The organism is Niastella sp. OAS944, from assembly GCA_024809215.1.
GTDB lineage: Bacteria > Bacteroidota > Bacteroidia > Chitinophagales > Chitinophagaceae > Niastella.
In genome coordinates this window covers 369,333-391,813 of record JANUBW010000004.1, presented here as the reverse complement: position 1 = coordinate 391,813, position 22,481 = coordinate 369,333, and the positions used below count along the sequence as shown (strand labels likewise).

The window sequence follows — 22,481 nt, the reverse complement described above, 5'->3', positions numbered from 1 at the left end:
AATTGATAACTGATTATATTGTTATTATGAAAAATAAAATAGCATATCTTTTGTTCTTCGTTGTTTTTGTGGCAGCGGCAGGTTGTAATAAAAAATTTCTTGAAGACATGAAGAGCTATGACAAATATGATGAAAGCATGTTCACCAGTGAGGCGTTGACCGGTGCGTATATCGACAGGCTTTACAATTTTTATTTTGCAAGCTATAAGGATCCAAGGTCTGTGCTGGTTGGTGCGTATGATGCTACCAGGTCACAGGCTACAGACGAACTTGGTGGAACGGTAACCGATTGGACCAGTCCAAATAAGCAATTGCTGCAGGCTTCACAGGCTAATACTTATTACGGCGATGCGCCAAAGAGTAGTGTTGATAACAAAGCTTACACCCGCATACGGTTCTGTAATTTTTTGATTGAAAAAGTAAATGCCGGTGTTGCCCAGGCGCTTACTGAAGATTTCAGAAAGACAGCAAAAGGACAAATGTATTTCCTGCGTGGGCTTCAGTACTTTGATCTTGTTCGTGTATATGGTGGTGTTCCATTGGTATTGACCGTACAAAATGCCAGTAACGATGATGAGACCATTAAGCTGCCCCGCGCTAAAACCTCAGAGGTTTTTGATCAAATAGCAATGGACTTCGACTCTGCTGCAGCATTGTTGCCTGCAGTATGGGCGAATTCAGGTACTAATTATGGCAGATTTACCTCTGGCGCGGCCCTGGCTATGAAAAGCCGGGCGCTTCTCACCGCTGCCAGTCCCCTGTTTAATACTGACTGGGACAATCCGGGAAATGCAAAATGGCAAAAAGCCCTTGATGCTGGTCTTGCGGCTGAAGCTGCACTAACGGCTGCCGGTTATGGTACTTCCGTCACTTCGGCAAAGGACTGGGCCGAAGCTCCATTTAAATTTGACAATGGAACCGGAACCTCTACGATGCAGGGCGAAGGTATTTTTGTAATTCCTCTTTCCAGTACGGTTGCCTCATCTGGCGTTCTTAACAACGGCTGGGAAAGCGCAGTAAGGGTTAAAGATATGAACGGTGGCGGTGGTATCTCAGCACCCAAAGGTATGATCGATCTGTTTCCCATGTTCGACGGTACCCGCCCTACAGCAACCAATGGTTATAGCGAAACTTATTTTTTTGAGAACAGAGACCCACGTTTTTATCGCACGTTTGCGTTCTCGGGTTCTAAATGGCCATTTAAAGGTAATGCCAATAAAGTTGTTTGGTTGTATAGATGGAAAAAAGATGCAAATGCAACAAGCGGTTTTTTCTACGGAAATAATCAGGTAAGCAGTCCGGCAGTTGTTCGTAAGATGTCTAATCCTGCTGCAGACAGCACAACCTTTGCAAGTTCTGGCACCGACATCTTAGACTATCGCTATGGTGAATTGTTATTGAATATCGCCGAATGTTATGCTGCTAAAAACGAAACCGGTAAGTGTTCTGATTACCTCGTTAAAGTACGCAAACGTGTATTTCCTGATTCTGTTAAGGCCAACAATTATGGTATAGGAATACTCGCAAACAAGTATGCCGCTTTGGAAGCCTGCCTGTACGAGCGTCGTGTGGAACTGGCCTATGAAGGAAAACGCTTCTGGGACCTTCAGCGCTGGATGTTATACGATGACGAAGGAGCCGACAATACAAATTCCAAACTGGGAATAGCTAAGCTCAACGGCACCAGCCGTCAGGGATATTACTGGGAGACGCAAGCATTTGGTAACGGCGCCAGTGCAGATCCGTTAACAGCAGCAGATAGAGCGGGAATCTCAATTGATCCTGATTCGGATTCGAAAACAATGAAAGAGCAGTTTAAAAAGCTAAGGGATCTATATAATGCCAAATTTAAAAATGCAGCACTTGATGCTCCCTGGGACAGAGAAAATAACGCAGCTGTGAATATTTTATTTAGGCCTAACTATTACATTGGCGGATTACATTCTTCTCTTTTATCCAGCAACACATGGCTAACGCAAACCATAGGCTGGCAGGATTACAATGGCGCAATGGGAACTTTCGACTATCAACAGTAAAAGAAAATAATATCAAAGGGCATTGCAAAATGCCCTTTGGTTTTTAATAATATAAGTTCTTTAACATCGCAGTTCAAACGATAGATGATAGATATGTTAGAAATTAGTAAAACGATGTAATGCCGATGTACAGTGACAAACGTATATTTGACATATAAAGAATAGTAATTAAAACAAAAGAATAATTTATTGAGCAGAAAACGATTATTTATTGCATCGGGTGCAACCCTGAAATACTAAATAATCGTCTGGTTTACATCTTCTCTGCTCTTAAATGTCAGTAACGCAGGGAGGGTATTTTATCCTCCCTGTGTTTTTAGAGGGACGTCTTTTTACACACCATGATTTGAAAAAAAGCAATTGTTGTTTATGAAAATGTTTCGCAACCTTCTTTTAGTTTCTGCCGTAGGAGTGACCACGCCGGCCCTGGCGCAATATCCTAAAATACCTCAGGATGTTCAACGGTGGTCAGATTCTTTGATGAATGCAGAACGTGTTCGTTCAGACGCTGCCTGGGATAAGGCTTTGCCAATTATTACCGAGGAAGCAAAAAAAGGTAAACCGTATATTCCCTGGGCTGCCCGTCCGTACGATTTGCCACAGGCTAATATTCCGGCTTTCCCTGGTGCAGAAGGTGGCGGCGCCTATAGCTTTGGCGGCCGTGGTGGTAAAGTGATCGTAGTTACCAGTTTGGAAGACAGAGGTCCTGGTACTTTACGCGAAGCATGCGAAACCGGCGGCGCCCGTACCATCGTATTCAACGTAGCAGGTATCATTCGCCTTAAAACGCCCTTGATCATTCGCGCCCCCTATATCACAATTGCTGGTCAAACCGCACCTGGCGATGGTGTTTGTGTGGCCGGTGAATCTGTTTGGATCAATACCCACGACGTAGTTATCCGTTATATGCGTTTTCGTCGCGGTGAAACCAATGTAGGCCGTCGCGATGACGCCATTGGTGGTAACCCCATCGGTAACATCATGATCGACCACGTGTCTGCCAGCTGGGGCCTCGATGAGAACATGAGTATGTATCGCCATATGTATAACGACAGCACCGGCGCTATTGAGCAAAAACTGGGAACGGTGAACATCACTATTCAGAACTCGATCTTTGCTGAATCGCTGGATACTTATAACCACTCTTTTGGTAGCACACTGGGCGGTGAGAACTGTACCTTTATGCGCAACATGTGGGCCGACAATACTGGCCGTAACCCTTCAGTAGGTTGGAACGGTACCTTCAACTTCGTGAACAACGTAGTGTTCAACTGGATGCACCGTTCAAGCGATGGTGGCGACTACCGCGCTATGTACAACTTCATCAACAACTACTTTAAGCCTGGTCCGGTAACATCTAAAACTGCACCTGTAGGTCATCGCATTCTGAAACCAGAAAGCGGTCGCAGTAAACTGAAGTATAAAGTGTATGGCCGTGCTTATGTTAGCGGCAATATCATGGAAGGAAACGAAGAGGTTACCAGGAACAACTGGGCCGGTGGTGTTCAGGTGGAAGAAATGAAAGATGCCGGTGAATACACCGATTTCATTAAATGGAACGAACCCCTGCCAATGCCTAAATTAACCATCGTATCGGCTAATGAGGCTTATGCATATGTGGTTAAAAATGCAGGCGCTACACTGCCTAAACGCGATGCGGTAGACATTCGCATTTCAGAGCAGGTAAGAACAGGAAAGATCGCCTACAAAGAGGGAGTACCTTTACCAACTACCCAGTTCGAACATCGTAAATTACCCATAGATTCATACAAACAGGGCATCATTACCGATCCTGTACAGGTAGGTGGTTATCCTGAATACAAAGGCACTCCGTACAAAGACAGCGATAACGACGGTATGCCCGATGATTGGGAAATTAAACATGGCTTGAACCCCAAAAATGCAGCCGATGCTTCTCAGGACAGAAACAAAGACGGTTATACGAACATCGAAGATTTCCTGAACAGTGTTGTGCCTATGAGCAATGTAAAGCCCGACATTACTAAAACAGCTAAGAAATAAAAGGTATTTTTAGTACAGTCATGAATATTAAGTAAGGTGTGCCATCCCGACTTGTCGGGATGGCACACCTTCAATAAGTAATAATCATTCGGCAACCATGTTTAATACACCCGCTTTTATAAAACTGTCTTTTATCAGCAGCATGTTGCTGGCTGCTTCTTCCGTGTACGCACAGAAAGAAAAAAAAGCGCCACCGCCTCCGCCGCCTTTATCTAATGGAAAAGGCAAATTGAACTATGTTGCCGACTCCCTGGGCAACCGTATTCCCGATTTTTCGTTTTGTGGTTATAACGCTGGCGATAAAGCCATTCCCGATGCGCCCATACGTGTAGTGGTGCCTGTTAAACCCGGTGACGCTACCTTGCGTATACAGGCCGCATTGGATTATGTGGCCTCATTACCCCTCGACAAAGACAATTTGCGTGGGGCTGTTTTATTACAACCCGGCCAGTACGATGTAGCTGGCCAACTGGTTATTCGTGCATCTGGTGTAGTGCTGCGTGGCAGTGGTGTAAATGGCACCACTTTAAAGGGCACTGGTAAAGACCGCCTTACCCTTATTTCAATTGCCGGTAAGAACGACCGGCAACTCACAACTTCAGAAACCAAGCTCACCGACAAATATATTCCTGTAAACAGTGTTACATTAAACGTAGGCACTGCTGGTAATTTCAAAGCGGGCGATAAGGTTATTGTTCATCGCCCTTCAACCGACAACTGGATCAAATTACTGCACACCGACCATTTTGGCGGCGGCATTACCGCCCTGGGGTGGAAACCCGGCCAGCGTGATCTTTACTGGGACAGAACAATTGTTTCTGCTAACAATGGAAGTATTCAACTGGATGCGCCCATTACAACAGCCCTTGATGAACAGTATGGTGGCGGTTTAATAGCATCATACAACTGGCCTGGCCGTATAACCAATGTAGGTGTTGAGAACATTCGTTGTATAAGTGAATATGATGTAAACAACCCGAAAGACGAGGCCCATCGCTGGATGGCAATTACGATAGACAATGCAGCCGACGCCTGGGTGCGCCAAATGGTATTCCAACACTTTGCCGGTTCCGCCGTATATATAGCGGAAACCAGTAAACGCATAACTGTAGAAGATTGTAAATCGCTGGCCCCCGTTTCGGAGATCGGTGGTTTCCGTCGCAATACTTTTTATACTGCCGGTCAGCAAACATTATTTCAACGCCTGTATACCGAATACGGTAACCATGATTTTGTAACCGGTTTTTGTGCACCCGGTCCCAATGCATTTGTACAATGCGAATCGCACCGGGCCTATGGCTTTAGCGGTGGGCTCGATAGCTGGGCCTCTGGTGTGTTGTTCGATATGGTGACCATGGATGGACAGGCCATCAGTTTTATGAACCGTGGCCAGGATGGTAATGGCGCCGGATGGAATGTGGCCAATAGTGTTTTCTGGAATTGTTCCGCAGCCCGCATCGATTGTTATCAGCCGCCAACCGCACAGAACTGGTCGTTTGGCAGTTGGGCGCAGTTCAGCGGCGATGGCTATTGGGGCGAATCGAACAATACCATAGAACCGCGCAGTTTGTATTATGCGCAATTGAAAGAAAGGCTTAAGGAAGATCTTACCGGTCGTACTCAATTGCTGTTGATTGAGTCTGACGCTACCAGCAGTCCTACAGTAGCGCAGGCTGCAGAGTTAACCGCCATGTCGGTAAACCCACAGCCAACGGTACAGGAGTATATCGATAACGCAGGTAAACGCCAACCAATACCTGTAGTGGCCAACGGTATAAAGACCATTGATGAAATTGGCTTTAAACAACCTGCCGCCGTTCAACCCGGCGCTGCCATGCATATTCAAAATGCCTGGTTGGTGCGTGGTAACAGTGTATTGACCGGCAGCCGGGCCGAATCGCCCTGGTGGTCGGGTAGTGCCAGAACCTATGCACTGGATAAAGGCAAACCGGCCCTTACACGTTTCCTGCCCGGCCAAACAGGTACGGGGCTTACCGATGATCTGTGTGAGGTTACCGATAGTATGAAGAAAAGGAACCAGGTAGCGTTTGAACAGAATTATGCGTTATGGTATGAGCGTCGCCGTGATGACCATGAGCGCGTACGCCGCATCGATGGCGATGTATGGGCGCCGTTCTACGAACTGCCCTTTGCCCGCAGCGGTAAAGACACTGCCTGGGATGGATTAAGCAAATACGATCTTACAAAATACAATACCTGGTACTGGGGCCGCCTGAAACAATATGCCGACCTGGCAGATCAGAAAGGACTGGTACTGGTACATCAGAATTATTTCCAACATAACATTATAGAAGCCGGTGCGCATTATGCCGATTTCCCCTGGCGCCCGGTAAACAACATCAACAATACAGGTTTTCCTGAGCCGGTACCATACGCAGGTGATAAACGCGTATTTATGGCCGAGCATTTCTATAATGTAGATCACCCGGTGCGTCGCGAATTGCACCGCGCCTATATTCGTCAATGCCTTAATAATTTTACCGGTAACAATGGCGTAATACAGCTTATTGGTTCTGAATTTACCGGTCCATTACATTTTGTTCAGTTTTGGGTTGACGTTATAGCAGAATGGGAAAAAGAGACCGGTAAAAAAGCATTGATTGGCCTAAGCACTACCAAAGATGTGCAGGATGCTATTTTAGCCGATGCCACACGTGCTGCATCCATTGATGTGATCGACATCCGTTACTGGCATTATCAGGCCGATGGTTCGGCATACGAACCCAAGGGCGGACAAAACCTGGCTCCCCGCCAGCAGGCCCGTCAGTTCAAACCTAAAAAGACCTCATTTGAGCAGGTATATAGAGCAGTTAAAGAATACCGTGATAAATACGCAGGTAAAGCAGTAGTGTACTCAGGCGATAGTTACGACCAGTTTGGCTGGGCCGCATTTATGGCTGGTGGCTCACTGGCAAGCATTCCGGTAATAAGTGATGCGGTATTTGTTACAGCAGCCAGCAGCATGAAACCGGTTGATGGTCCTTCAAAAGAACAATATACCCTGGCCAACGCCGGTAATGGTTATATTGTGTATGGCAATGGCGATCTGCAGGTTGACCTTACAAACGTGGCCGGAACATTTAAAGTAAAATGGTTTAACACAAGTAACGGCGAGGTATTAGGAAAAGAAGAAAAGATAAAAGGCGGTAAAGTTGTTTCATTAAAGAATGTGAAGGGCGGTACTGTAGTTGCTTGGATCAGAAAGGCATAATTGGCTAATGTGATAATTAGCTAATGAGATAATGAAATACAAATTATTATTTAGGATTTAGATATGTATAAGCTTTTTTCGATAGTAATTATGGCTGCACTGGCAGCAGGTATGGGCTTCCGTAATAAGGAGACCGTTGTTGCAGAATCCGGTCCGCAACCGTTAAAACCATTAAAGGTATCGTCCAATGGCCGCTATTTTATAACGTCCGATGGCAAGCCTTTCTTTTGGCTGGGTGATACCGGCTGGTTATTGTTCTCAAAGCTTAAACGCGAAGAGGTAATAAAATTCCTCGACGATCGAAAGGAAAAAGGATTTAATGTAATACAGGTAATGGTGCTGCACACCCTTAAAGTGGTGAACGCCTATGGCGATGCCGCTTTGAAGAACGGTAATGTAGCCGCGCCCATTACAACGCCTGGCAATAACGCCGATGATGCTGCCCAGTACGACTATTGGGACCATGTTGATTTTGTTATAAAAGCTGCGGCAGAAAGAGGTATTTATATTGCCATGGTACCGGTTTGGGGTAGCGAAGTAAAAGCAGGGAAAGTAAGTGTGGCACAAGTAAAGCAGTACGCTACATTTCTTACCAATCGCTACAAAACCCAAAGCAATATTGTGTGGATGAATGGTGGCGATATAAGAGGTACAGAAGGTTTGGCGGTATGGAAAGCGCTGGGTACAACCATACATGAAAAAGATCCTGGTCATTTATTGACCTTTCACCCGCGTGGACGTACCACTTCATCTATATGGTTCCATAACGAGCCCTGGTTACAGTTCAATATGTTTCAGAGTGGCCACCGCCGTTATAACCAGGATACCAGCAAAGGTGATCTGCATTTTGGCGAAGACAACTGGAAGTATGTAGAAATGGATTATCGCAAAAAGCCGGTGAAACCAACTTTTGATGGTGAGCCTTCTTATGAAGAAATACCACAGGGTTTGCACGATTCACTGGAAGTTCGTTGGAACGATAATGATGTACGCAGGTATGCCTACTGGTCGGTATTTGCCGGAGCTTGTGGTTATACTTATGGTAATAATGCCGTAATGCAAATGCATCGCCCGCATGATACCGATGGTAATTATGGCGTATTCAATTACTGGTACGAAGCGATCAATACACCCGGTGCTTCGCAAATGGTGCATATTAAGGATCTTATGTTGTCGAGATCATATTTCGATCGCGTGCCCGATCAGTCGCTGATAGCAGGAGAGGTAGGTAAGACGTATGACCGCCAGTTTGCTACAAGAGGGAACAATTATGCAATGTTCTATACTTATACCGGCCGCACCATTTCAGTAAAAATGGATAAGCTTACTGGTAAAAGTATAAAAGCATCCTGGTTCAACCCACGAGATGGTAAGTATACAGATATTGGAACATTTGAGAATAAAGGAATTCAGGAATTTGATGCACCGGAAAATCCAAAACCAGGGAATGATTGGGTATTGGTACTTGATTTCTAATATTAGGATCTTCAGTTATTGAGTTATTCAGTTCGTAAGTTCCTGAGTTAACTGAATAACTGAATAACTGAATAACTTGTTCTTTAAAAGTAACATGCGACAATTATTATACATAACATTACTATTTCTGGTATCGTGTACGGTTCAGAAACCAGTTTACATGTTCACCTCATTTAACGAACCCGCTTCAGACGGGTTACGTTTTTTGTATAGCTATGATGGCTACAAATGGACCGATGTAGGCCGCACTTTTGTAAAGCCCACAGTAGGCAGCAAAGTAATGCGCGACCCCTCTATTGCCAAAGGCGCCGATGGCGAATACCACCTGGTGTGGACGAGTGGTTGGAAAAATGACAAAGGTTTTGGTCATGCCTATTCAAAAGACCTGGTAAACTGGTCTGCACCTGAGTTTATTCCTGTTATGGAAAATGATTCAGATGTAGTAAATGTATGGGCGCCCGAAATATATTTTGATGATGAAAAGAATCAGTATGTAATTGTGTGGGCGTCTACCATCCCGTTCAAATTCCCAAAAGGGGAGGAGGATGAGCGTAATAACCACCGCCTGTATTATACGGTTACAAAAGATTTCAAGGCCTTCACGCCTTCAAAGTTGTACCTCGACCCCGGCTTCAGTGTCATCGATGCGGTGATCGTAAAAAGAGCTGCAAAAGATTATGTGCTGGTGCTGAAAGACAATACCCGCCCTAACCGTAATATAAAAGTGGCATTTGGAAACGATCCCCTTGGCCCCTGGAATAATGTATCCGCTCCCTTTACCGGTAAATTTACTGAAGGTCCTTCCGTTGCTAAAGTAGGCAGGGAATGGCTCATCTATTTCGATTCGTACGAGAAAAAAACATACGATGCCGTAAAGACAACCGATTTCATTCATTTTGATTCAACGGCTGTCTCTGTACCCCATGGCCATAAGCACGGGACGATATTTATGGCTACGAAGAAAGAGTTGAAGGGGTTGTTGGGTGGGAAGTAGGTTTATTGGTGCCGGTTACCAGTTACCGGTTACCAGGAAATACAGGTTCGAGCTTATGATTTTAAAGATTTGTGCCGGGCGTAGAGTAAAAATAGTGTTTTGAAGCTGCAATGAGGACCCGGAAACAGGTAACAGGTAACCGGTAACTGTAAGTTGCCGTTTCACGATAGGCTGCGAGTCTCGGGAATTATTGCCGATTCACGATTGCCGATTGCCGATTACGATAATGAATTTAAAATGATGATGAGGTTAAACAAGATATTGATTTTAGGAGCTGCATTGAGCTGCCTCCAGGCAAATGCCCAACAAGATACCGTGCGTTATATTGGATCTACCCTTTCAAATGTAGATTATCATCATGGACAATTGTCGCCTGCTATAGGTGTACACAATATGCAGATCTTGCGTGCAAACCGGGAGATCAAAGATTCAACTACCGGTTTTGGCTGGACGTACAACCACGCGCCCATGCTCACTTATTGGAACAATACCTTCTTTGTTGAATATTTAAGTAACCCCGTTGGCGAACACGTGGCGCCGGGTCAATCGCTTTTACAAACATCCAAAGATGGTTATAAATGGAGTGCACCGGTAATTGCGTTCCCGCCGTATAAGATCCCCGATGGCACCAAAAAAGAAGGGGACAACAGGATTGCTAAGGATTTAACCGCCGTAATGCACCAGCGTATGGGCTTTTTTATTTCTGCTAAGAACCGCCTGCTGATGTTTGCCTATTACGGTATTGTACTGGGGCCTAAAGACGATCCCAATGATGGTAATGGTGTTGGCCGCGTAGTACGCGAAATATATAAGGATGGAAGCTTTGGACCTATCCACTTCATCCGTTATAACCATGCCTTTAACGAAAAAAATACATCTTATCCCTTCTTCGAACGCAGTAAAGACAAAGGTTTTGTAGAAGCCTGTAAAGAAGCATTAGGTAACACCCTGCTTATACAACAATGGGCCGAAGAAGCCGATCGCAACGATCCGTTGGTGGCGTTACACAACGATAATTACAAAGCGTTCAACTCTTACCAATTGCCCGATGGCAGAACTGTAGGCCTTTGGAAAGTAGCGCTCACCTCCATTAGTACCGATAAAGGAAAGACCTGGTTATATAACCCTACACGCGCACCCCGCTTTGTAAACTACAATGCCAAGATCTGGGGACAACGTACTTCAGACGGAAAATATGTAACTGTATACAACCCATCGGAGTTCCGCTGGCCCCTGGCGGTTTCAGTAAGCGATGATGGATTGAACTATAAGAACTTGTTACTGGTGAATGGCGAAATTACTTCTATGCGTTATGGCGGTAATTATAAAAGCTATGGCCCGCAGTATGTACGTGGGTTGGAAGGTGGTGCCCAATCGCCCGATGGTAAGTGCTGGGTAACCTACAGTATGAACAAAGAAGATATTTGGGTAACCAGTATACCTGTACCAGTAAAAGATAAAGTGGAGAATGATGTGAACGATGATTTTGCACAATTACCTGCAGCAAGCGCTTTAAAGGAGTGGAATATTTTCAGTCCGCTTTGGGCGCCGGTAGCGCTTGAAAAAGGGCCCGATGGTGCACAGGCACTGGCTATAAAAGATAAAGATCCTTTCGACTATGCCAAGGCTGAGCATGTATTGCCTGCTGCTAAAAAAATGACTGCTACTTTCACGGTAGTGCCGCAACAGGCCGATCACGGCAACCTGCACATCGAATTTCAGGATGCTAAGGGAACACCTGGTATCAGAATGGTATTTGATTCAGCAGGTACATTATATGTAAAGGCAGGCTATAGAAATAAAAGTATAACAACCTATAAGGCAGGTGAGAAATATGAGATCACGGTTTCATTGAACACAGAGGCCCGTTTTTATACCGTAACCATAAATGGAAAACAGCAGGGCGGCAACAATGTATTCTTTGCCCCCCTTGAAAATGTACAACGCATAATGTTCAGAACAGGTGACGTACGCCGTTTTCCCGATTCCGATACGCCAACAGACCAGATGTACGATTTGCCTAACGCCGGGGCACAAGCCAAACAGGCAGTATATTATATCAAGTCGCTGAAAACAAAGAAAGAACTGTAACGATAAGTCATGATCAAAAGACCAGCCATATTGACCGTATTGATCGCCCTCATTGCAGGCGCAGCTGTTGCTCAGAAAAGTAAAAACAGCGGCACTGTGCTTAAGGCCGACAATTTCCGCCACTATGTTGACTACTTCAACAAAATGGAAGATGAGAATATTGCCCAGGCTATTCCCAATGCACAATCGTGGGATTGGTTGAAAGCAAATATTCCATTGTTTGAATGTCCACAGCAGAACTTTGAAGAAATGTGGTATTACCGCTGGTGGACGCTGCGCAAACACCTTAAACAAACTGAGCAGGGGTACGTCTTTACCGAGTTCCTGGTAAAACGTAATTACGCCGATAAATACAACCTCATTGCCAGTGCGCTGGGGCATCATATATACGAAGCCCGCTGGTTGCACGATAATAAATATCTTACCGATTACCTGAATGTATGGTACCGCGGTAATGAAGGTAAACCCATGAAACGGTTACGTGGTTTTAGCAGTTGGAACATATATGCCATGTACAACCGCTACCTGGTAAATAAAGATAGTAGTTGGTTGATGAATATGCTGCCCGACCTGGAAGCTGACTATGCTGCCTGGGAAACCGAAAAACGTTTGCCCAATGGCCTGTTCTGGAATACCGATGTAAAAGATGGTATGGAAGAGACCATCAGTGGCGGCCGCAAAGAACAGAATGCCCGCCCAACCATTAACAGTTATATGTATGGTAATGCTATGGCACTGGCTAAAATGGAATCAATGGCCGGTAACAAAGCAAAATCAGAGTTATATGCATTAAAAGCCGATAGCACCAAGAAACTGATGGTTCAGTTGCTTTGGAATGCGAAGGATACCTTTTTTGAAACGCGTAAAACGAAAGGCGACACGTCGGCCAATGTACGCGAAGAAGTAGGTTTTATCCCCTGGTATTTCAATTTACCCGATGCAGGTTATGAAGCTGCCTGGAAAAAGATCACCGATGAAAGCGGTTTTCTTGCGCCATTTGGTTTAACAACGGCCGAAAGAAAACACCCGGCCTTCCGTACCCATGGTTGCTGCCAGTGCGAATGGGATGGCGCCGTTTGGCCTTATGCCACTGCCCAAACCATGACCGCCATGGCCAACTTAATGAACAACTACCAGCAAACAGTAGTGAACGACTCCATCTACTTCCGTTTAATGGAACTGTATGTGGAATCTCAATACTATCGTGGCCGCCCGTACGTAGGGGAGTACCTCGATGAAAAGACCGGCTATTGGTTAAAAGGCGATCAGGAACGCAGCCGTTATTACAATCACTCAACATATAACGATCTTATTATAACCGGGCTGGTTGGTTTACGCCCGCGTGCCGATAATACTATTGAAGTGAACCCGCTGGTGCCTGAAAATAAATGGGCCTGGTTCTGCCTCGATAACGTTTCGTATCATGGCAAACTGGTAACCATTGTTTGGGATAAAGATGGAACAAAATATAAAAAAGGAAAAGGGCTTAGTGTTTGGGTAAATGGAAAAAAGGTTGCTTCAGCTGAAACCCTGCAAAAGGTGACCGGAAAAATTTAAAGAGAATAGATTAACCATATAAGATGGCAATGAAACCGACTATAAAAAACAATGTTTTAAAAGCAATGGGTTTGGCTTTAGGCTTTCAGCTTTTAGCTTTTGGCTCAGCGAATGCTCAAAATACAGAGATCCAATACCTGTCTGGTACCGGCAGTGATAAAACCGTTAACTGGCAGTTCTTTTGTACGGCCGGCCGTAACTCCGGTAAATGGACAACCATCGCCGTTCCTTCTAACTGGGAACAACAGGGCTTTGGTAAATACAATTACGGTCACGACAAAGATTCTGTTCGCGGTAAAGAACAGGGTTTATACAAATATAATTTCAACGTTCCCGCCAACTGGCAGGGAAAAACTATCAATATAGTTTTTGAAGGGTCCATGACCGATACCGAAGTAAAGATCAATGGTAAATCGGCGGGTGCCACACATCAGGGGGCTTTTTATAGTTTCTCTTACGATATTACAAAGCTGTTAAAGTTTGGTAAGAAGAATTTGCTCGAAGTAACTGTGAGCAAACATTCGGCCAATGAATCGGTAAACGGCGCCGAGCGGCGTGGCGATTACTGGATCTTTGGCGGTATTTTCAGACCTGTGTTTTTAAAGGTTGTTCCTAATGAACATATTGCCCACGTGGCCGTTGACGGTAAAGCAACCGGTGCGTTTACTGCCAAAGTAAAACTGGCGGCAATAGCACAGGCCGATGAAGTATCTGGTCAGTTATTTACCATGACCGGTACCAAAGTAGGTAACGCATTTACGGCAAAAGTAAAAGCAGGTGATTCTGTTGCTACATTACAAACAACTGCATCATCACCTGAACTGTGGACACCCGAATCGCCCAACCGCTATAAAGTTGAATTCACTTTATTGGCAAAAGGGAAACCGGTACATATCGTACAGGAGAAATTTGGTTTCCGTACTGTAGAAGTGCGCGAGCGTGATGGTATTTATCTTAACGGTGTAAAAATAAAATTCAAAGGGGTGAACCGTCACTCATTCTGGCCAACAACCGGCCGTGCAATGAGTGAAGCCATGAGCATTGCAGATGTGCTGATGATAAAGGATATGAACATGAACGCGGTGCGTATGTCGCACTACCCGCCCGATGCGCATTTCCTGAATGCTACCGATTCACTGGGTTTAATGGTTCTGGATGAATTGACCGGTTGGCATAAAGCATACGATACCCAGGTAGGTTCTATTCTGGCAAAAGAAATGATAGCACATGATTGCAACCACCCTTCTATTGTTATTTGGGACAATGGTAATGAAGGCGGTCACAACTTCGAGCTCGATCATTGGTTCGATGAGCTGGATCTTCAAAAACGTCCGTTGATACACCCCTGGCAGGTGTTTCGTGAGTTCGATACCCAACACTATATAAACTGGGATTACGGTAACGATACGCATCTGCATGGTCATAAGATCGTTTTCCCCACTGAGTTCCTGCATGGCTTGTACGATGGCGGTTTAGGCGCCGGGTTAGAAGATTACTGGGAACTGATGTGGCGTCACCCAAGATCGGCTGGTGGTTTCCTTTGGGTATTTGCCGATGAGGGTATTGCCAGAAAAGACAAAAACGACAGCATCGATAACGATGGTAATCACGCTCCCGATGGCATCGTTGGCCCCTTCCATGAAAAAGAAGGCAGCTATTACACAATAAAAGAAATTTGGGCGCCGGTTCATTTTGAAAAGAAAGACATAACGCCCGCATTTAACGGACAGCTGCGTGTTGAGAACAGATATCACTTCACCGATCTCAATAAATGCAAATTCACCTTTAAGTTATCATCGCTGCAAAAAGGTAACGAAGTTACTGGTGTTGTTAATGTACCCAGCATAGCACCGGGCAACACAGGTATTATTACTTGTGATCTGCCTGCCAACTGGCAACAATACAGTGTGCTGTATATAACTGCTACCGATGTAAATAACCATGAAATATTTACCTGGAGCTGGCCAATAAAATTACCCGCTGCCATTGCGCAAACAATGGTAAAACAGGAAGGCAGTGCTTCAGTATCGGTTTCTGAAAAAGATTCATTGATCGTTGCCACGGCCGGCAATGTTGAAATTACCTGGCATACAAGGACCGGTTTGTTACAAACAGTGCAAAACGGCAAAGGCGCCATTCCTTTAAGCAATGGCCCCGTATTATGCGAAGGCGAGACCGGTTTTGTAAAATGGAATACCCGCAAAGAAGGAAATAACTTAATTGTTGCCGGCGAGTTCCAAAAGAAAAGCCTGGTGCAAATGCTTGAGTGGACTGTGTTCCCATCGGGCTGGGTAAAAATGCAGATTAGGTATTACCCCAAAGATTATGAAACCTCACTTATTGGTGTCAACTTTTCATTCCCCGAAAGCATTGTGAGATCAGCACAATGGATGGGTTCAGGTCCATACCGCGTATGGGAAAACCGCATGAAAGGTACCAGCCTGAATGTATGGAATAAAGAATACAACAATACATCAACAGGAGAGGGTAAGCTGATCTATCCTGAGTTCAAAGGTTACTATAGCAATCTGTACTGGATGAAGTTAACCACCAGCGGTCAGCCGTTGACGGTTGTGTGTGCTAATGAAGATGTTTTTCTTCGGTTGTTTACGCCGAAGTTTTCGGTAACGCCATTCAACACGGCGCCGGCATTCCCAACAGGCGACCTGTCGTTTATGCATGGTATTTCGCCAATAGGCACTAAATCACAGAAAGCAGATAAAATGGGCCCCATGGGGCAAAAGCATATGTACTTTGATTACTGGAAAGATCCCATGCATGCAAAAGATATTACGTTATTCTTTGATTTTTCCGGGAAGGAGTAGGTGAGTTGACGAGGAGTTGAAAAGTTGATAGAGTTGATAAAGTTGATAAAGGGTTTCTGTGCAACAGGCTGATAAATAGCGAGATTGGCGCGGCCGTGAACTATTGCCGATTCACAATTGCCGACAAATCGCGAGCCTCAAAATTGAGCGACCTTTTCACGTTTCACGTTTGCCGTTTCACGATTGCCGGTAAGTTGACCAGTTGAAAAGGATAATTTATAAGAAAATGAGTATATCAAATAGATACAGAACCATATTACTAACGGGAATGCTGCTGATTGTATCAGCAGCATCTGCCGTTAAAGCCCAGGTTAGCGTACAACGTCTCAAATGTGAAATGTTGAACAATCCGCTGGGAATCGATGTGCAGTCGCCCAGGTTAAGCTGGCAGCTGACCAGTGCTCAACGTAACATTCAACAGGTAGCATACCAGGTACTGGTTGCTTCTTCTGCCGAAAAGCTGGCTAAACAGGAAGGCGATCTCTGGAACTCAGAAAAGGTTACCGGTAATGAATCGATCCATATAGATTATAAAGGCAAGCCACTTACAAGTCGTGCCGCCTGTTACTGGAAAGTAAAGGTGTGGACGAACAAAGGCGAAAGTGCATGGAGTACTCCTGCTCACTGGAGCATGGGTTTATTGAACAACGACTGGACGGCAAAATGGATCGGTCTTGAAAAAGGAATGCCCTGGGATAGTATCACCCAATGGAGCCGTTTATCAGCACGTTACTTTCGTAAAACATTTACCCAACAACTAGCGGTAAAGAAAGCTACTGTGTATATATCTGGTTTAGGTTTATACGAACTGTACCTGAATGGTAAAAAAGTAGGCAACCAGGTACTGGCGCCTGCTGCAACCGATTATACAAAATCGATCCTGTACAATACATACGATGTAACAGGTCAATTGTTAAAGGGAAACAATGTGGTGGCTGCTGTTTTGGGTAACGGCCGGTACTTTACCATGCGCCAGAACTACAAACCTAAAAAGATAAAAGCATTTGGTTATCCCAAACTGTTATTACAGCTTGAAATAGAATATACCAACGGAACAAAGAAAACTATTGTTACCGATGAAAGTTGGAAAATGATGGCCGATGGCCCCATTCGCACCAATAATGAATACGATGGCGAAGAATATGATGCCAACAAAGAATTAACGGGTTGGAACAATATAGGTTTTGATGATAAAGGCTGGATGCAGCCAGAAGTATTGCCCGCTACCAATGCAAAGCTTACCGCACAAATGAATGAGCCCATTAAGATAATGCAAACCGTAAAACCGGTTCGTATTACAGCTTTGAAACCGGGTGTGTTCATTATGGACATGGGTCAGAATATGGTTGGTAACCTGGTTATGCGGTTGAAGGCTGGTAAAAAAGGACAACAGGTGCAATTGCGGTTTGCAGAAAGCCTGCAATCAAATGGCGAACTGTATATAGCCAACCTGCGCGATGCAAAAGTAACAGACAGGTATACTGCCAAAGGAAGTGCTGCCGAAACATGGCAGCCTGCATTTGTATTTCATGGTTTCAGGTATGTTGAAATAACCGGGTATCCCGGAACGCCAACCGTAAATGATTTTGAAGGTAAAGTGATCTATGATGATCTGGCAACAACAGGAACACTTGAAACGTCGAACGAAATAATTAATAAGATCCATAAGAATGCCTGGTGGGGTATCAGCGGCAACTACAAGGGCATGCCTTTAGATTGCCCGCAACGCAACGAGCGTATGCCCTGGCTGGCCGACCATGCCATTGGTTCTTTAGGCGAAAGCTTTTTGTTTGCCAATGGTAACCTGTACGCCAAATGGTTGCAGGATATAGAAGAGGCGCAAACAGAAGAAGGTTCCATTCCTGATGTTACACCGGCTTACTGGAACTATTATAGCGATAACATGACCTGGCCCGGCACCTATCTCATTATTGCCGATATGCTGTATAATCAGTACGGCGATAAGCGGGTAATTGAAAAGCATTATGCTTCCATGAAAAAATGGCTGGCATACATGCAGGGTAAGTTCATGAAGGATTATCTTATTTCGAAAGATAAATATGGCGATTGGTGTGTACCCCCTGAATCTCCGGAATTGATACACTCAAAAGACAGCCTGCGTAATACAAACGGAACACTCATTGCCACCGCTTATTTTTATCGCATGTTGTGGTATATGCAAAAGTTTGCCGGTCTTATAAACAGGCCTGAAGATGCAAAAGCATTTGCCGATTTGGGTAAGAATATTCAACAGGCTTTTAATGATCGTTTCTACAACAAGCAAAAGAAATGCTACGACAATAATACCGTAACGGCCAATTTGCTGCCCGTGTATTTTGGTCTTACACCCGATAGTGCAAAACAAGTGGTGTTTGATAAAATAGCACATAAGTTATGGGTAGAGAATCATGGCCATATTAGCACCGGGGTTATAGGTACTCAATGGCTCATGCGTTGTTTAAGCGATTACAAACTGCCCGATCTGGCATATACCCTTATTTCAGATACTACTTATCCTTCATGGGGTTATATGGTAAAGAACGGCGCAACCACCATTTGGGAATTATGGAATGGTAATACTGCCAACCCCAGCATGAACTCACAAAACCACGTGATGTTGCTGGGCGACCTGTTGGTATGGATGTATGAGAACGCAGCAGGTATTAAGTCAGATGTTGTTGCAAGCGCATTCAAAAAGATCATCATGCAGCCTACGCCGTTAGATGGGTTGACCTTTGTAAATGCTTCTTACAACTCGGTTCATGGTCTTGTAAAAAGTTCGTGGAAGAACAGTATTGACCGGTTTACCTGGAAGGTGACCGTGCCTGCCAATACAACCGCGTTACTGTATATTCCCGCCGATGATGTGCAGCATATTACAGAAGGTGGTAAGGCGGTAACCCAGGTAGAAGGTCTTCGGTTTATAAAAATGGAAGGCAGGAAGGCGGTGTTTGAAGCAGGCTCTGGTGATTACTCTTTTGTTTCTACTTATAAGCTCAAAAACGGAATCGTTACCGATGAGTTTATCTTTAATAAAACTTCTTTCCCCGAAAGCCATGCTGCTACTATTGCAGAAACCCCGAAAGGATTGGTTACTGCCTGGTTTGGCGGAACAAAAGAAAGAAACCCCGATGTATGTATTTGGGTAAGCCGCCGGGTTAATAATAAATGGACGGAACCCGTTAACGTGGCCAACGGAAGAGTAAACGATACGTTGCGCTACGCATGTTGGAACCCGGTATTGTTTCAAATACCCAATGGCGAATTATTGTTGTTCTATAAAGTTGGGCCAAACGTAGGTGGTTGGAAGGCCTGGGTCATTCGCTCTTCAGATAACGGGGTTACCTGGGGTAAACCTGAGGCGATGCCCGATGGCTTTTTAGGTCCCGTAAAGAACAAACCGGTGATGTTGAGCAATGGTGATATCGTTTGTCCATCGAGTAAAGAAGGCAGTGGCTGGACGGTGCATTTTGAAGTATCATCGGATAAGGGCAAAACCTGGCGAATGGTTGGCCCCATTAATCCCGATAAAAAGATCTTTGCCATTCAGCCCAGCATACTGGTTCATAAAGATGGCAGGTTGCAAATACTGTGTCGCAGCAAAAGCGCTGCTGTGGTAGAGTCATGGTCAACCGATAATGGAAAAACCTGGTCGCCACTTACAACAAGCAGTTTGCCTAATAACAACTCGGGTACCGATGCGGTAAGCTTACAAGATGGCCGTCAGCTGATAGTATACAACCACGTAGCTACCCCCAAGGGTGCACCAAAAGGAGCCCGTACCCCATTGAATGTAGCTGTTTCAAAAGATGGTAAAGAATGGAAAGCGGCATTGGTGCTGGAAGATTCACCTGTAAGCCAGTATTCATATCCGTCGGTTATACAGGGTGCAGATGGTATGATACACATTGTATACACCTGGCGCCGTCAGCGGGTAAAGTATGTAAAAGTAGATCCGTCGAAATTACAGTTGGTGCCGATAGAAGAGTTTAAATCTGGAACGCAGGAAGGGGATAGTGAGTTGTAGGAATGTGTTACCGGTTACCGGGTGCCTGTTGCCGGGGAATACAAAATACCGTTACAGGTTACAGGTTGCCGGTTACAGGGAATACAAAATACAAATCCCAGCTGCCGCGCCGCGGGAAACCGGTAACCGGAAACTGGCGATAGATTGTTAAGAATTAGAACATTCAAACCATATGCAAGATATTTTAAAGATAAACTTCCCGGGTAAACTGGTGTTCGGTAAAGGAACACTTGAACAATTGCCCGATGAAATAACGGGGCTATCGGCCGGTAAGGTGTTGATAGTGACCATAACGCCCTTGCTGAACCAGCTAAAGGCAGTGATGGCAAAGCTTGAAGAAAAGGGTGTTAAGGTAACCGTAAATACAAACATTACCAATGAACCTTCATTTGCCGATGTACAGCAAATGCTGAATGAAGTAAAAGGGTTCAATCCCGATATAGTGGTAGGTATAGGCGGTGGCAGTGTGCTCGATGTGGCCAAACTGATAGCTGCATTGCTCGATAATGAACAGGAATTAAAAGATATTGTTGGCATTGGTTTTCTGAAAAGCCGGCCAAAGAAACTGATCTGTTTACCGGCTACTTCCGGAACAGGCAGTGAGGTATCGCCCAACTCAATTTTGGTTGATGAAACAGATAACCAGAAGAAAGGATTTATCAGTCCCTTCCTGGTGCCCGATATAGTATATGTTGATCCGTTACTTACCATGAGCGTGCCGGCCGCTATTACGGCTGCCACTGGTTTAGATGCATTGACGCATTGCCTCGAAGCGTATACCAACCTGTTTGCGCATCCATTGATAGATGTATATGCATTTGAAGGTATGCGCCTCATAGCAGCGCATATTGTAACTGCCGTGCAAAATGGTAGCGATGAAGAGGCCCGTACGCAGGTTGCCATGGGTAGCCTGTTAGGTGGTTTTTGTTTAGGCCCCGTTAACACGGCCGGTGTGCATGCGCTGTCGTATCCATTGGGCAGCACCTTCCATTTGGCTCACGGCTTGTCGAATGCTTTGTTGTTGCCCTATATAATGGAGTTCAACTATGTGGCGGCGCCAAAACGCTATGCCGATGTAGCCATTGCACTGGGTTGCGAACGCGAAGCAGATGATATAAAAACAGCCCTGAAGGGTATTGATAAAATAAGATCACTGATCAGTGCTTGTGGAATTCCGGCCAGGCTGCGGGATGTAAATATCCCCAAAGAGGCCATACCACAAATGGCAATCGACGCCATGAAGATCACGCGGTTGTTAAAGAACAATCCGCGCCCGATAACCGAAGCAGATGCAATTGATATTTATAACGCAGCTTATTAACGATGCAACACCATAAGAAATACAAAGGGGTGGTAGTGCCAACGGTAACCCCGTTAACTGCAAGCCTCACATTAGATCGCGGCGCGGTGGAAAGAATGCTTGATAATTTCCGCCGGCATAATGTAACCCCATTTATTTTGGGTACTACCGGTGAGGCCGCTTCGCTGTCTCAATCGGTAAAACAGGATTTTTTACAAACAGCCGCCAGCCTTAAAAAGGCGGGCGATGTATTGTATGCAGGTATCTCTTCCAATGTGTTGGATGAATCTGTAGCCTTTGCCAACCGTTGCTTTGATGCCGGGGTAGATGTGGTGGTAGCTACATTGCCAAACTATTACCCTTTAACCCCGGGGCAAATGAAAGCTTATTTCATAAAACTTGCAGAAAAGCTAGCTGGCCCATTGATGATCTACAACATTCCGCCTACCGTTCATATGTCAATTCCATTAGATGTAGTGGAGGAATTAAGCCATCATCCAAAGATCGTTGGTTTAAAAGATTCTGAACGTAATGAAGAACGTTTACAAGCTGCATTAAAACTTCGTGGCCAACGCGAAGACTTCTGCTACTTTGCCGGTTGGGCAGCGCAGTCTGCACAAACCCTGTTGAAAGGTGGCGATGGTATTATTCCAAGCACAGGCAATTTTGCGCCTGGGTTGTATAATGATTTGTATAACGCGGCCATGCAGGGCAATGCCGAAAAAGCATATGAACTGCAAAAAAAGTCCGATGCGCTGGGTAATGTTTACCAGGGTGGTAAAACATTAGGCGAATCGTTGTGGGCGCTAAAAGTATTGATGAAGAAAGAAGGCCTGTGCGATACGTATATGATGCCGCCCCTGCATCAATTGTCAAACGAAGAAGAACAAAAAATATTAAATAACCTCCCTCCCCAATAAG

11 protein-coding genes are annotated in these 22,481 nt (G+C 45.0%); all 11 read left to right on the top strand.

Annotated elements, in window-relative coordinates; all coding sequences use genetic code 11:
* Positions 1 to 26 precede the first annotated feature (26 nt).
* Positions 27 to 2,036, top strand: a complete 2,010-nt coding sequence (locus GGD38_RS19895) for a RagB/SusD family nutrient uptake outer membrane protein (RefSeq protein WP_375302144.1) — start codon at positions 27 to 29, stop codon at positions 2,034 to 2,036.
* Positions 2,037 to 2,405: 369 nt separating this feature from the next.
* Positions 2,406 to 4,058 carry a polysaccharide lyase gene (locus GGD38_RS19890; protein WP_375302143.1) on the top strand — a complete coding sequence of 551 codons (1,653 nt, stop codon included), beginning with the start codon at positions 2,406 to 2,408 and terminating at the stop codon, positions 4,056 to 4,058.
* A gap of 97 nt (positions 4,059 to 4,155) precedes the next feature.
* On the top strand, positions 4,156 to 7,290 hold the full coding sequence (locus tag GGD38_RS19885; RefSeq protein WP_375302142.1) for a DUF6298 domain-containing protein: 3,135 nt from the start codon (positions 4,156 to 4,158) through the stop codon (positions 7,288 to 7,290).
* Between the two features lie 63 nt (positions 7,291 to 7,353).
* The gene (locus GGD38_RS19880) at positions 7,354 to 8,766 is read left to right on the top strand and encodes a glycoside hydrolase family 140 protein (RefSeq protein WP_375302141.1); all 1,413 of its coding nucleotides are present in this window, start codon (positions 7,354 to 7,356) and stop codon (positions 8,764 to 8,766) included.
* 160 nt (positions 8,767 to 8,926) lie between these two features.
* On the top strand, positions 8,927 to 9,760 hold the full coding sequence (locus GGD38_RS19875) for a glycoside hydrolase family 43 protein (protein WP_375302140.1): 834 nt from the start codon (positions 8,927 to 8,929) through the stop codon (positions 9,758 to 9,760).
* Positions 9,761 to 10,075: 315 nt separating this feature from the next.
* The gene (locus GGD38_RS19870) at positions 10,076 to 11,851 is read left to right on the top strand and encodes an exo-alpha-sialidase (protein WP_375302139.1); all 1,776 of its coding nucleotides are present in this window, start codon (positions 10,076 to 10,078) and stop codon (positions 11,849 to 11,851) included.
* 9 nt (positions 11,852 to 11,860) lie between these two features.
* Entirely contained in the window at positions 11,861 to 13,408 is a 1,548-nt protein-coding gene (locus GGD38_RS19865) for a glycosyl hydrolase family 65 protein (RefSeq protein ID WP_375302138.1), read from the top strand.
* A 29-nt stretch (positions 13,409 to 13,437) separates the two neighbouring features.
* A complete protein-coding gene (locus tag GGD38_RS19860) occupies positions 13,438 to 16,233 on the top strand; it encodes a glycoside hydrolase family 2 TIM barrel-domain containing protein (protein WP_375302137.1) in 2,796 nt (931 codons plus the stop codon).
* Positions 16,234 to 16,501: 268 nt separating this feature from the next.
* On the top strand, positions 16,502 to 20,260 hold the full coding sequence (locus tag GGD38_RS19855) for a family 78 glycoside hydrolase catalytic domain (RefSeq protein WP_375303866.1): 3,759 nt from the start codon (positions 16,502 to 16,504) through the stop codon (positions 20,258 to 20,260).
* A 172-nt stretch (positions 20,261 to 20,432) separates the two neighbouring features.
* Positions 20,433 to 21,581, top strand: coding sequence for an iron-containing alcohol dehydrogenase (locus GGD38_RS19850; RefSeq protein ID WP_375302135.1), 1,149 nt, complete (start codon positions 20,433 to 20,435; stop codon positions 21,579 to 21,581).
* Between the two features lie 2 nt (positions 21,582 to 21,583).
* Positions 21,584 to 22,480, top strand: a complete 897-nt coding sequence (locus GGD38_RS19845; protein ID WP_375302134.1) for a dihydrodipicolinate synthase family protein — start codon at positions 21,584 to 21,586, stop codon at positions 22,478 to 22,480.
* Position 22,481: the final 1 nt, after the last annotated feature.

Coding starts and splice junctions, on each gene's coding strand:
- GGD38_RS19895 (WP_375302144.1), top strand. CDS start 27: ATGAAAAATAAAATAGCATATCTTTTGTTCTTCGTTGTTTTTGTGGCA.
- GGD38_RS19890 (WP_375302143.1), top strand. CDS start 2,406: ATGAAAATGTTTCGCAACCTTCTTTTAGTTTCTGCCGTAGGAGTGACC.
- GGD38_RS19885 (WP_375302142.1), top strand. CDS start 4,156: ATGTTTAATACACCCGCTTTTATAAAACTGTCTTTTATCAGCAGCATG.
- GGD38_RS19880 (WP_375302141.1), top strand. CDS start 7,354: ATGTATAAGCTTTTTTCGATAGTAATTATGGCTGCACTGGCAGCAGGT.
- GGD38_RS19875 (WP_375302140.1), top strand. CDS start 8,927: ATGTTCACCTCATTTAACGAACCCGCTTCAGACGGGTTACGTTTTTTG.
- GGD38_RS19865 (WP_375302138.1), top strand. CDS start 11,861: ATGATCAAAAGACCAGCCATATTGACCGTATTGATCGCCCTCATTGCA.
- GGD38_RS19860 (WP_375302137.1), top strand. CDS start 13,438: ATGAAACCGACTATAAAAAACAATGTTTTAAAAGCAATGGGTTTGGCT.
- GGD38_RS19855 (WP_375303866.1), top strand. CDS start 16,502: ATGCTGCTGATTGTATCAGCAGCATCTGCCGTTAAAGCCCAGGTTAGC.
- GGD38_RS19850 (WP_375302135.1), top strand. CDS start 20,433: ATGCAAGATATTTTAAAGATAAACTTCCCGGGTAAACTGGTGTTCGGT.
- GGD38_RS19845 (WP_375302134.1), top strand. CDS start 21,584: ATGCAACACCATAAGAAATACAAAGGGGTGGTAGTGCCAACGGTAACC.